This window comes from Janthinobacterium sp. LS2A, from assembly GCF_036543145.1.
Taxonomy (GTDB): domain Bacteria; phylum Pseudomonadota; class Gammaproteobacteria; order Burkholderiales; family Burkholderiaceae_D; genus Janthinobacterium; species Janthinobacterium aestuarii.
Map to the genome: position 1 here is coordinate 52,357 of NZ_JAZHPB010000016.1, position 12,074 is coordinate 64,430.

At 61.3% G+C, this 12,074-nt stretch carries 9 protein-coding genes; 4 read left to right on the forward strand and 5 right to left on the reverse strand.

Annotated elements, in window-relative coordinates; translation table 11 throughout:
• Positions 1-27: 27 nt before the first annotated feature.
• Genes V3C40_RS28005 through V3C40_RS28020 form a run of 4 tightly spaced genes read right to left on the reverse strand, consistent with a single transcriptional unit; the run spans position 28 to position 4,643 of the window.
• A complete protein-coding gene (locus tag V3C40_RS28005; protein ID WP_070301646.1) occupies positions 28-1,266 on the reverse strand; it encodes an ABC transporter permease in 1,239 nt (412 codons plus the stop codon).
• A 28-nt stretch (positions 1,267-1,294) separates the two neighbouring features.
• On the reverse strand, positions 1,295-2,617 hold the full coding sequence (locus V3C40_RS28010; RefSeq protein ID WP_070301645.1) for an ABC transporter permease: 1,323 nt from the start codon (positions 2,615-2,617) through the stop codon (positions 1,295-1,297).
• Between the two features lie 9 nt (positions 2,618-2,626).
• A complete protein-coding gene (locus V3C40_RS28015) occupies positions 2,627-3,343 on the reverse strand; it encodes an ABC transporter ATP-binding protein (RefSeq protein WP_070301644.1) in 717 nt (238 codons plus the stop codon).
• A 34-nt stretch (positions 3,344-3,377) separates the two neighbouring features.
• Positions 3,378-4,643, reverse strand: coding sequence for an efflux RND transporter periplasmic adaptor subunit (locus V3C40_RS28020; RefSeq protein WP_331779133.1), 1,266 nt, complete (start codon positions 4,641-4,643; stop codon positions 3,378-3,380).
• Positions 4,644-4,850: 207 nt separating this feature from the next.
• Between V3C40_RS28020 and V3C40_RS28025 the strand changes: the two genes are divergently transcribed.
• A complete protein-coding gene (locus V3C40_RS28025) occupies positions 4,851-6,416 on the forward strand; it encodes a MutS-related protein (RefSeq protein WP_072457730.1) in 1,566 nt (521 codons plus the stop codon).
• A gap of 9 nt (positions 6,417-6,425) precedes the next feature.
• Here V3C40_RS28025 and V3C40_RS28030 read toward each other — a convergent pair whose 3' ends face one another.
• Entirely contained in the window at positions 6,426-8,351 is a 1,926-nt protein-coding gene (locus V3C40_RS28030) for a phosphoethanolamine transferase (RefSeq protein WP_331779134.1), read from the reverse strand.
• 433 nt (positions 8,352-8,784) lie between these two features.
• Here V3C40_RS28030 and rpsL point away from each other — a divergent pair, with 433 nt between their 5' ends.
• The 3 genes from rpsL to fusA all read left to right on the forward strand — a co-directional run bounded on the left by rpsL (position 8,785) and on the right by fusA (position 12,005).
• On the forward strand, positions 8,785-9,168 hold the full coding sequence (gene rpsL, locus V3C40_RS28035) for a 30S ribosomal protein S12 (RefSeq protein WP_010394376.1): 384 nt from the start codon (positions 8,785-8,787) through the stop codon (positions 9,166-9,168).
• 152 nt (positions 9,169-9,320) lie between these two features.
• Positions 9,321-9,791: a 30S ribosomal protein S7 gene (rpsG, locus tag V3C40_RS28040; protein WP_010394377.1), complete on the forward strand. Its 471-nt coding sequence runs from the start codon at positions 9,321-9,323 to the stop codon at positions 9,789-9,791.
• Positions 9,792-9,899: 108 nt separating this feature from the next.
• The gene (gene fusA / locus V3C40_RS28045) at positions 9,900-12,005 is read left to right on the forward strand and encodes an elongation factor G (protein ID WP_034753184.1); all 2,106 of its coding nucleotides are present in this window, start codon (positions 9,900-9,902) and stop codon (positions 12,003-12,005) included.
• The last annotated feature ends 69 nt before the right edge of the window (positions 12,006-12,074 follow it).

A 12,074-nucleotide genomic window follows, 5' to 3' on the forward strand; every position in this document is an offset into this window, starting at 1 on the left:
CGCGCAGCATATCACTGAGGTGCCGGCTCAGGCACTGCGGGTGGCGGTGGCCGGCGAAATGCTGGCCGCGCGCCATGCCGGGCCGTACACCGCGCCCACGCCCAGCAGCCAGAACACGAGCGCGCCGGCCAGCAGATAGCCGGGTGGCAGGCGCGCCATTTCCAGCTGGCTTACCAGCAGCTGGTTCAAGCCCAATCCCAGCAGCACGCCGCACGCCACGCCGACGCTGGTGATCATGAAATTCTCCGTCAAAAAATAGCGCAGGATGTCGATGCGGCGGGCGCCCAATGCGCGGCGCACGCCGATCTGTTTGCGGCGCTGCGACACCCACAGGCTGGCGATGCCGACGATGCCGCTGGCGGTGACCAGCAGCAGCAGGGTCGACACGGCGATCAGCATCCACGACAGGCCCTGGTCGGCACGGTAGCGCGCCTTGCGGTGCTGTTCCAGGGTGTCGGTGTGTACCAGCAGCCGGTCCGTGCTGGACCTGCGGATGGCCTGCTCCGCCTCCTGCATCAGGCGGTCACGCTGGCCGGGTTCGGCCCGCACGGCGTACATCAGCAGGTCGCGCCCACCCGTCAGGCGTGTCGGCAGCAGGGCCGAATATTCGCCGCGCGGCTTGGTCTGTGCGCCCTGGGTCTGCAGCCGTTCAACGATGCCGACCACGCGCAGTTCAGGGTCGTCGTTGCCGGTGCCCTGGTACAAGGTCTTGCCGACAAAGCTGGTCTCGCCGGGCCAGATCTTTTGCGCCGCCGCCCGCGTCAGTATCAGCACCTTGGGCGAGCTCTCGTCGACGTCTTCGTTGATTTCGGGCACCTCGTCGGGCCGGAAATCGCGGCCTTCGACCAATTGCAAGCCATACGTCCTGATCAGCGAATCGGGACTGACATAGGTGGACACTTCGGCGCTGGCCGAAGCCTGGCCGCGCTTGGCCGACACGCTGGTACTGTGGCCGGAGCGCGACAGCACCGCCTGCGACGTTTGCGCCACCGACATCACGCCCGGCAGCGCGCGCAGCAGTGCCGCCTGGCGCTTCTGTTCCGCCAGCTGGCGCTCATGGCTGCCGCGGTTGATGTTCTGGATACTGACGTAAAAAATATCGCTTTCGGCGGCCACGCCGGTGGGCCGCGCGGCGACGGCCTGGCGCAGGTTGACGATGTGCAGGGCGTTGGCCAGGATGGCCAGGCTGATTGCCACTTGCACCGCCACCAGGACGGCGCCGGTTTTGCTGCGCATCAGCGCCGACAGGATGGGACGGATTTCCATGCTGGACCTCATGTTGGGTAAACGATGTTCATTGGGATTTGAGCTGGATCGCCGGCGTCACCTGGCAGGCGCGCCAGGTGGGCAGCAGGCCTGCCAGCACGGCGGCCAGCACCGACATGGCAAACGTCAGCAGCAGCATCGGTATGTCCATGTGCGCGACCGTGCCCAGATCCTCCGACTGCTTGCTGACCACGGCCAGCGCGCCAAACGCCAGCAGCAGGCCCAGTACGCCACCGGCCAGGCCGATCACGGTGGTCTCGATCAGGAACTGGCGGAAGATGTCGCGCCGGGTGGCGCCCAGCGCGCGGCGGATGCCCACCTCGGACGCGCGCACGGAAAACTTCGCCAGCAGCAGGCCGATGGTATTGACCAGGCACAGCAGCAAGAAGCCGAAGGCCAGCCATGCCGCCAGCTTGTTGTCGTTGTCGACCACCTGCAAAAAACCCATCCATTCGTTCAGGTCGTACAGGCTGTTCGGCGCATTGCGCTGCATGCGCCCCAGCTTGCGCTGCTCGCCCGCATAGGCGTCCAGGTATTGTTGCAACTGGCCGCGCTCGCCGCTGCTGGCCATCTCGAACCAGAACTGCAGCCAGGTGCAGCCCGAGGCGAGCGTGCCCTGGTAGCCGGGTGCGTTATTGTCGCCGTTGCAGCTCATGCCGCCATCGTGCACGGTCTCGTGGCGGATGGCGCTGGCGAATGGAATGAAGAATTCGTCCTCCGGCCCGAATGCCCCCTTGCTGCCGATAATGTGATGGGCGCGCGGCACGACGTCCCAGGTAGCCAAGACGCCCGTCACCATGTAGGGCCGGCCCAGCACCGTGACGCGCTGGCCGACCGGATTGGCGCTGCCGACCAGTTTCTCCGACAGCGCGCGGCTGAGCACGATCACGTCGGCGCCGCTGGCGTCGTCGGCGTCGCTCCATGGCTGGCCGTACAGGAATGGCGGCTCGAACATGGCAAAGAAGTCGCGCGTGGGCGCCATGCCCTGCGCATTGAAGACGCCGATATCCTTGCGCAAGGGTTCGACCGGGCCGGCCACGCCGAACATCACGGTGCGGCGTACGCCGATTTTGCTGCGCATGAAGTTCTGGGCGTCGATATAGCTCATCTGCATTTGCGGAAAGCCCGGCTTTTCACCGGCGACATAGCCTTTCATGGGCAGGATGTCGATCATCGGCACGAACAGGCGGTCGCTCTTGTGCGGCAGCGGGTCGCCCGACATGGCGTGCAGGATGGTGACGGTGGACACGCTGGCGGCCACGCCGACGGCCAGGGTCAGTATCATCAGCGCCGTCAGGGCGCGGTTGCGGCGCAGGCTGCGCAAGCCCAAGGTGAAATAGTAGCGGAACATGGGCTCTCCTTACGCGGTCGCGGCGTGCTGCGGCCTGGCCGACAGCGTGGCGCCGTGCTGCACCAGGTCCGACACCTGGCCATCGATGATGTGCACGTTGCGCTGGCTGCGCAGCGCCAGTTCCGGATCGTGCGTGACCATCAGGATGGTGGTGCCTTGCGCGTTGATGTCTTCCAGCAGTTCCATTACGCCGCGCGCCATCTGCGTGTCCAGGTTGCCCGTCGGTTCATCGGCCAGCAGCAGCTTGGGCGAGCCGGCCAGCGCGCGCGCGATGGCCACGCGCTGCTGCTGGCCACCCGACAGTTCGGCCGGATAATGCTTCATGCGTGAGGCCAGGCCGACCTTGGCCAGCGCGTCCTCGATGCGTTCCTTGCGTTCGGCGCGGTTGAAGCCCCGGTAGCGCAGCGGCACGTCGACGTTGTCGAACAGCGACAGGTCGGGAATCAGATTAAAACCCTGGAAGATGAAGCCGAGTTTTTCATTGCGCAGGCGCGAGCGGGCGTTGTCGTCCATGCCCCTGACGTTGACGCCGTCGAGTATGTATTCGCCGTCGGTGAATTCCTCGAGCAGGCCGGCGATGTTCAGAAAGCTCGTCTTGCCCGAACCGGACGGCCCCGTGACGGTGACGAATTCACCTTGTTGCACATGGATGTCGAAGCCGCGCAGCGCGTGGGTTTCGATCATGTGGGTGCGGTAGACTTTGCTCAGGTTTTGCATGCGCAGCATGGAGGGCCTCTCAGGGTATAAGTTGAATGATGTGTCAGTTGAGCGAGACGCGGGCCGCGTTCTCGAAGTTTTCCGTACCGGCGACGACCACCTTGTCGCCCAGCTTCAAGCCGTCGAGGATTTCCACGGCCGACACGCTGGTCGCGCCCAGCTTGATCGGCGTGCGCATCGCCACGCCGTCGCGCACGACGTAGGCGAAACGGCCGCCTTCCGCTTCGACGAAGGAGCCGCGCGCCAGCATCAGCACATTCGGTTTTTCATCGATCAGCAGACGCGCCGCCACGCGCTGGTTCTGGCGCAGGCCGGCCGGCTGTTCGCCGTCGAAACGCACGCGCGCCAGCACCTGGTTTTTCACCACTTCGGGCGACAGCGCCGACAGCTTGCCGGTCGCCCGGATGGTGCCTGTTTCGATCTCGGCGCGCATGCCCAGGCCCATGTCGGCCACATACGTTTCCGGCACCTCGAGCTCGATTTCCAGCTGCGACAGGTCGACCAGGGTCATCAGTGCCGTATTGGCTTGCACCACGCTGCGGTTGGCCACCGACAGGGTGCCGATGAAGCCGTTGACGGGCGCACGCACGGTCAGTTCATCGACCCTGCGCTGGGCGTTGTCGCGGACGAGACGCTGGCGTTCGAGTTCATTGCTCTTTGTTTTCAGGGCCAGGGTCACGTCTTCGCTTTCCAGACCCGCCGCCTGCGAAGCGTGCTTGCTGCGGATATCGGCCGAATTCAAGGCGTCCTTGGCCTTCTGGTAATCGATCTTGGCGATGATGCCCACCTGCGCCACGCTCTCGTAGCGTTCGAGCGTGCGCTGTGCGGACAGGCGGTCGATTTCCGCCGTATCGGCTTCGCGCCGCGCCAGCAATTTCTGCTTCTTGGCCAGGATCTGCTGGCGCGCCACTTCCGCCTCCAGCTGCTGCACGCTCGATTGTTCGCGCTTGAGCGCGTCGGACAGGTCCGGCGACTCCAGCACGGCCAGGATGTCGCCCTTTTTCACCGTGTCGCCCGCCTTCGCTTTCAGCGTGACGGTGGCCACGGTGGTCGAATACAGGGTCGGGCTGATGGCAGCGACGATGCGGCCCGTGACGGCCGCGTCGCGGATCAGGGTGCCGCGCGTGACGTCGGCGATGCGCAGGCGGCTGCTGTTGACGGAATGCTCGCTGTTGCGCCAGCCGGCAACGACAGCGATGGCGCCGCCGATGATGACGACGGCGCCAGCGAGCAGCAGGGCGCGTCGCTTGTAGCGCTGGCCTGGCGGAGCGGACAGTACGGCGTCTTGGGAAGAGGTATCGCGGATCATGGTCATGTCTCGTGAAGGATGGCTCATCCAATGCACGATCCATGCCAATGATTAAATCATTGATTTGAATGGGAAAAAAACCGGGTGTCCGCCTGTCCGCCGTGTCCGCGCTGTCCAGGCGGTGTCCGTGTGCAAGTCGCACTTGATAAATTGGCAATCGCCTGCATCTGCTGTGGCGTTCCCTTCATTGACTCCTCCACAGGCGCCATGCATCCGTTCCTCCAGCAACTTTTCCCTGCCAGCGTCTTCGCGCCGGCGCTCGACTATCCTTTCGCGCGCAGCGACGTGGCGATGCTGCAGCAACTGACGGGCGAGGCTCCATCGCTCGATCGCCAGACCTGGGACGAGCTGATGCTCGACCAGTATGCGGCGCAGCTGGCGCGCGAGACCAGCATCTTCGGCCAGCAGGAGTTGCACCGGCGCTTGAGCGGCGGCCAGGCCAACCCTGCCTCGATCGCGCGCGTCAAACAGTTGCTGGATGACCCGACCCAGGTGACCGCCATGGAGCATGCCTGCCTGCCCTTGCGCCAGGCCGATACGGAAGTGAGCGAAACCCTGTTCGGCCCGGCGCTGCCGCCGGCGCCATGGTGGCGCATCTGGCTATGGCTGGTGCCGCTGGCCTTGGTGCTGGCCATCGCCGCCACCTGGCTGGTGGGCTGGCCGGCGCTGTTTGGCGTGCTGGCCGCCTGTGTCGCGTTGATGGCTGTGCAGGTGCGTTTTTACGAAAGTGCCAAAGCGTGGGAGCGCACGCTCGATACCTTGCGCTATCTGCTGAAGACCCGTACCGCGCTGGCGCGGCTCGATGTGCCGGCAGTCTTGCCATTGGCTGCCGGCAGCGCGCAGGCGGCCAGGCTGACGCGCGCCATCGAGCGCTCGCTGCTGCATTACGTACCCTTCGTCGATACGGTACTGGTCGAATATGGCGACTGGTTGCTGCTGAAAAACGTCAAGCGCTATTTCCGCACGCGCCAGCTGGTGGCGCAGCAGTTGCCCTTCCTGCGCGACAGCTTTAGCCAGGTGGCGCAGCTGGAGGCGGATCTGGCGCTGGCGCGGCAGTTGCGTGCGGCGCCCGTGTTTTGCTGGGCGGGTAGCGCGGCGCCGCGCGCGCTGGCTTTGCAGGGCATGCGGCATCCCTTGCTGGAGAACGCCGCGCCGCTGTCGTTCGGCGTGCAGGGCAAGGGCAGTTTCATCTCAGGCCAGAACGGTATCGGCAAGAGCACCTTGCTGCGCTGCATAGGCTTGAATCTGGTCTGCGCGCGGGCCTTTGGCTTCTGTCATGCGGACAGCGCCGATGTGCCGCGCCTGGCCGTGTATTCGAGCATGCAGAACGAGGATTCGCTCGATGGCGGTGAAAGTCTGTATATCGCCGAATTGCGGCGCGCGCGCGAATTGCTGGCGCTGGCCGAAGAGGGCGTGCCTGCCCTGTTCCTGATCGATGAAATTTTCCGCGGCACGAATCACCTCGAATCGGTGGCGGCGGCCGCCGCCGTGCTGCACAGCCTGGCCGCGCAGCACCTGGTGATCGTCTCCTCGCACAATCTGGTGCTGGGGCCGCTGCTGGAGGACTGCCTGGCGCCGTGGTGCGTGCGCCGCGATGAGGCGGGCGCGTTATTGCTGGCGCCCGGCGTGCTGCAGGCCACGAATGGCATCGCCCTGCTGGCGCAGCGCGGTTTTGACGCCGGTATCGCGGACAAGGCGGGCCGCGTCTTCGATTGGCTCAGTACCCACATGGCGCAGCCGGCCGATTGCGGCGGCGTGCTGGAACGGGCGTGATGGCCGCCCTTACTTGTCCTGCTTCTCCGGCGTGCTCTTGTCGATCACTTCGCGGCAATCGCCGCGGATGATGGCGTTGTCGTAGTTGGTCCAGCCGTAGCTGTCGACGTAGCGCTTGTGCTGCTTGAAGCGGGCGCTGGCGATGCTCCATTCGGGCTGTTCGCCGGCAAAGCGGATGTCGCCCAGGTCGAGCAGCGTGTGAAACATGTTTTCCGTCGACAGGCGCGCCTTCTGATGGCGCCGCAGCTGCGTTACCTTGTCTGGATAGTGCTGCTGGAATTGCGGCGAATACCAGACGAAGGCGGGCACGTGGAATTCGAATTGCGTGTTGTGCCCGTGGAAGGCCAGGCGGCAAGTGCCGTCGTACAGGGTCTGGCCGTGGTCGGCCACATAGACGAGCGAGCTGCGCAGGGCGGTGCGCTGGCCGTCGTCCTTCAGCATGCCGATCACGTTCGACAGGAACCAGTCCGTGTACAGGATGGAGCTGTCGTAGCTGTTGTTCAGCTGCGGCTTGATGGCCGTGTCCGTGTAGACGGGCTTGTCGACGCCGAACAGCGACGGCTGCCACTTGTCGAAGGCCTTCGGATAGCGCTGGCTGTAGTTCCAGTGGCTGCCCAGGGTGTGCAGCACGATGAGTTTTTTCGGCGCCGGGTCGGCCAGCGCGTTCTTGAACGGGTCGAACAGGATCTGGTCGAAGTTCGAACTGTTGGTAAAGCCGCCCAGGTTCAGGAATTGCACCACGTCCGCTTCCTTGGCGAAGACGGACACGGGCGTGTCGAACTGGCCGAACGAGATCTGGTTCGACAGCCAGTAGGTCTTGAAGCCCGCTTCCTTGTAGGCGGTCAGGAAGGATTTTTCCGAGAAGCCATCCTTGAGGCTTTGCGTGGCCGGCTTGCGCGAGATGATGACGGGCACGGACAGGCGCGTGGCGGAAACGGCCGTGATGACGTCGGCCAGCGGCACCAGGTTGCTTTCCTGTTTCAGCAGGGGATTGGTGTCGCGTTCGTAGCCGTTCAAGCTCCAGCGGTCGTAGCGCGACGATTCGCCGATCACCATGACCACCACTTCCGGGCTGGTATCGGGCTGTTGCTGGTGCGCGCCGAAACGGAAGCTGCTGCTTTTTTGTCCCAGCTCGGCCAGGTACTTGCGTTCCTTGTAGAAATCGAAGCCGCGCGCGGCCAGGCCGAAGGGCCAGGAATTGCTGACGGTGTCGAAGGCGTAGGGCAGGCGCGCCCAGTGGGGCAGGCTGGGCCAGCCCAGGCCCGTTTCATCGGCGCCGGCGATGCTGGCGTTCTCCGGTTTGCTGCTTTCCTCGTCTTCCTCTTCCGTTTCATCGTCGGCCGAGCTGGCGTCGCCGAAGCCGGAAGCACCCGGCTTGGCGCTGGCCGCCGGCTTGCTGGCCTTGGCGGACGCGGCGGCGCTGTGCACGACCTTGGCCTCGAAACCGAATTCGTAGCCATACCACCAGAAGCCGCCCAGCAGGATCAGCAGCACGAAGGCGGCCGGGCGCGTCTTGCCGCGCCAGTCGAGGTCGCGCGTGCGCGTGGCCGCATACCAGCTCAGGGCGCACCAGGTGATCACGCCCAGCATGACGGCGCCCATCAGCCATACTTTTTGCCCGAGGAATTCCATCGCTTCCTTGGGGCTGGTTTCGAAGATGATGCCCAGGTGGTGCGTGGAAATGCCCTGGCCATAAAAGATGAACAGGTAGATTTCCGTCGGCAGGGCCAGGAAGGCGGGCACCAACAGCCAGTGGAAGTAGGCGGGGCGCTTGAAGATGCTCCAGACGGCCAGCCAGGCCAGCAGCTCGAACGTGAGCATCTGCCACGGATGCTCGAGCGCACGCCCCAGCAGCGCGGGGATGAAGGGCACGGCCGTCAGCGAGGCATACGTCAGGAGCAGGATCAGATTGGCGGGGCGAAGCAAGGAGCGCATAAAGGAGGGCGGGAGGGCAGCGAAAAATGTCCGCTATTATCAATCCTTTTGTTGTCTTGCGGTCACACAAGAATGTGCACGGCAGATGCTTGGCCGCAGGGAAAGAATGCCAAATCATCAATCGTTTACGCCTGCCGGCATCCGCGCATCGGTGCCAAAGATTAGTCAAAATGCCACAAACGCCTGCCATTTTTGCCTTTTTTTATAGCAAAAAGTGGTAAACCGATTGACCCCCTGTGGCACAAGGTCTAAACTAGCGAGTTCTCGATTTTATTCTGCTCATCGTTTACGCATTACTTGGCATTTCATGGCCGCTCCTAATCGAGTGGCTGCGGGCGCCTCCGGTGCGCAGTAGATGAAAGCGGGACGAGGTTTTAGTCGCCGGGCATCTTGCCCGGGTTATTAATCGTAGTTTTTTGTTGGATTTATAACGATGCCAACCATCAATCAATTGATTCGCAATCCACGCGTCGCTTTGACCGTGAAGAGCAAATCGCCGGCGCTGGAAAACAGCCCGCAAAAACGTGGCGTCTGCACACGTGTTTACACCACGACTCCAAAGAAGCCTAACTCGGCTCTGCGTAAAGTCGCTAAAGTTCGCCTGACCAATGGTTTCGAAGTCATTTCGTACATTGGCGGTGAAGGCCATAACCTGCAAGAGCATAGTGTTGTGCTGTTGCGCGGCGGCCGCGTCAAGGATTTGCCGGGTGTGCGTTACCACATGGTTCGCGGTGCTCTGGATACCCAAGGCGTTAAAGACCGTAAGCAATCGCGTTCGAAGTACGGTACCAAGCGCGCTAAAGCTGGCAAGAAGTAATAAGTTGTACGCAGCAAACCCAAGTTTCGCTCAGTGGCAACTAGCTAAGTGAATGTAGTCGACCGCATCTGGTCGAGTAAGTGGAAGACTATGATGGTCGTCCGCGAGTGTGCGAAGAACGCGCGCTCAACTGAAGATTGAAAGGAATTGATATGCCACGTCGTCGTGAAGTACCCAAGCGCGAAATTTTGCCAGATCCAAAATTCGGCAACACTGATGTCGCTAAATTTGTAAACGTGCTGATGCTGTCCGGTAAGAAATCGGTTGCAGAAAACATCATCTACGGTGCTTTCGAGCACATCGCAGCAAAATCGGGCAAAGATCCGCTCGAAGTTTTTGCTACCGCAATCAACAACGCCAAGCCGTTGGTTGAGGTGAAATCCCGTCGCGTCGGTGGTGCAAACTACCAGGTGCCGGTCGAAGTTCGCCCAGTCCGTCGTATGGCTCTGTCCATGCGTTGGTTGCGTGAAGCTGCTAACAAGCGCAGCGAAAAATCGATGCCACAACGCCTCGGCGGTGAGCTGATGGAAGCGGCTGAAAGCCGCGGCGGCGCGATGAAAAAACGCGACGAAGTCCATCGTATGGCTGAAGCGAACAAAGCGTTCTCGCATTTCCGCTTCTAATATAAAGCCAGCTACCGCAAGGCGGCTGTCAAGCATCTGTTGTTCGAGGCCGGGCTCATTTTTGCAAAAAAATGCTGCTCGGTTTTGTCCATTCATTTAGGATTAATTATGGCCCGCAAGACCCCCATTGAGCGCTATCGTAATATCGGTATCTCCGCTCACATCGATGCAGGTAAGACGACCACGACCGAGCGCGTCCTGTTCTACACAGGCGTGAACCACAAGCTGGGCGAAGTCCATGATGGCGCTGCCACCACCGACTGGATGGCACAAGAGCAAGAGCGCGGTATCACGATTACCTCGGCTGCTGTTACGTGCTTCTGGAAAGGCATGGCAAACAACTTCCCAGCTCACCACATCAACATCATCGACACCCCAGGCCACGTTGACTTCACCATTGAAGTGGAACGTTCGATGCGCGTGTTGGATGGCGCCTGCATGGTTTACTGTGCAGTCGGCGGCGTGCAGCCACAATCGGAAACGGTATGGCGTCAGGCTAACAAGTACAAAGTGCCACGTCTGGCCTTCGTGAACAAGATGGACCGTACCGGCGCCAACTTCTTCAAGGTCTACGATCAGATGCGTTCGCGTCTGAAAGCCAACCCAGTACCTATTCAGATGCCTATCGGCGCTGAAGACGTCTTCACCGGTGTTATCGATCTGGTCAAGATGAAAGCGGTTATCTGGGACGACGCTTCGCAAGGCATGAAGTTCGAATACGGCGACATTCCTGCACACCTGGCCGCTGATGCTGCCAAGTGGCGCGAAAACATGGTTGAAGCCGCTGCTGAAGCGTCGGAAGACCTGATGAACAAGTACCTGGAAGAAGGCGACCTCTCGGAAGAAGAGATCAAGGCTGCCCTGCGTCAGCGTACCATCGCCAGCGAAATCGTTCCAATGTTGTGCGGTACCGCCTTTAAAAACAAGGGCGTACAAGCCATGTTGGACGCGGTCATCGAGTACCTGCCATCGCCAATCGACATTCCACCTGTCCCAGGTCTGGACGAGGACGAGCAGCCAGTCGAGCGCGCAGCTGACGACAATGAGAAATTCTCGGCATTGGCGTTCAAGATCGCAACCGATCCGTTCGTCGGTCAGTTGTGCTTCATCCGTTGCTACTCGGGTACCCTGAATTCGGGCGACTCGGTGTTGAACTCCGTGAAGCAGAAGAAAGAGCGTATCGGCCGTATCGTGCAGATGCAAGCGAACGAACGCGAAGAAATCAAGGAAATGCGCGCTGGCGACATCGCCGCTGTTGTGGGTCTGAAAGACACCACCACCGGCGATACGCTTTGCGACGAAAAAGCCAGCGTCGTTCTGGAACGCATGGTCTTCCCTGAGCCAGTGATTTCGCAGGCAGTCGAGCCAAAAACCAAGGCCGACCAGGAAAAAATGGGCCTGGCGCTGAACCGCCTGGCAGCAGAAGATCCATCGTTCCGCGTGCGTACCGATGAAGAATCGGGCCAGACCATCATCGCCGGTATGGGCGAGTTGCATCTGGACATCATCGTTGACCGCATGAAGCGCGAATTCAACGTTGAAGCGACCGTCGGCAAGCCACAAGTGGCTTACCGCGAAACGATCCGTAAAGTGTGCGAAGAGTCGGAAGGCAAATTCGTCAAGCAATCGGGTGGTCGTGGTCAATACGGTCACGTGGTTCTGAAGATCGAACCGCAAGAACCGGGCAAGGGCTTCGAATTCGTTGACGCGATCAAGGGCGGTACCGTTCCTCGCGAATACATCCCTGCAGTTGAAAAAGGTGTGCGCGACACGCTGACTTCGGGCGTGATGGCTGGTTACCCAGTCGTTGACGTGAAAGTCACGCTGTTCTTCGGTTCGTACCATGATGTTGACTCGAACGAAAATGCATTCCGCATGGCCGCTTCGATGGCATTCAAAGATGGCTGCCGCAAAGCATCGCCAGTCATCCTGGAGCCGATGATGGCCGTGGAAGTGGAAACGCCGGAAGACTACGCCGGTACCGTGATGGGCGATCTGTCGTCGCGTCGCGGCATGGTGCAAGGTATGGATGAAATTGCTGGCGGTGGCGGCAAGATCATCAAGGCCGAAGTACCTCTGTCGGAAATGTTCGGTTACGCCACATCGTTGCGTTCGTCGACCCAAGGTCGTGCGACTTACACGATGGAATTCAAGCACTATGCTGAAGCACCTAAGCATGTGACTGAAGCAATCGTAAGCTCGAAAGCTAAGTAATAGAAGTTCCGGGCCGGCTTTCACGAGAATGCCGGTCCCTACATTTAAATCATTGTTCTAAGGAAGAAT

Coding starts and splice junctions, on each gene's coding strand:
- rpsG (WP_010394377.1), top strand. CDS start 9,321: ATGCCACGTCGTCGTGAAGTACCCAAGCGCGAAATTTTGCCAGATCCA.
- V3C40_RS28005 (WP_070301646.1), bottom strand. CDS start 1,266: ATGGAAATCCGTCCCATCCTGTCGGCGCTGATGCGCAGCAAAACCGGC.
- V3C40_RS28020 (WP_331779133.1), bottom strand. CDS start 4,643: ATGATCCGCGATACCTCTTCCCAAGACGCCGTACTGTCCGCTCCGCCA.
- V3C40_RS28015 (WP_070301644.1), bottom strand. CDS start 3,343: ATGCTGCGCATGCAAAACCTGAGCAAAGTCTACCGCACCCACATGATC.
- fusA (WP_034753184.1), top strand. CDS start 9,900: ATGGCCCGCAAGACCCCCATTGAGCGCTATCGTAATATCGGTATCTCC.
- V3C40_RS28010 (WP_070301645.1), bottom strand. CDS start 2,617: ATGTTCCGCTACTATTTCACCTTGGGCTTGCGCAGCCTGCGCCGCAAC.
- rpsL (WP_010394376.1), top strand. CDS start 8,785: ATGCCAACCATCAATCAATTGATTCGCAATCCACGCGTCGCTTTGACC.
- V3C40_RS28025 (WP_072457730.1), top strand. CDS start 4,851: ATGCATCCGTTCCTCCAGCAACTTTTCCCTGCCAGCGTCTTCGCGCCG.
- V3C40_RS28030 (WP_331779134.1), bottom strand. CDS start 8,351: ATGCGCTCCTTGCTTCGCCCCGCCAATCTGATCCTGCTCCTGACGTAT.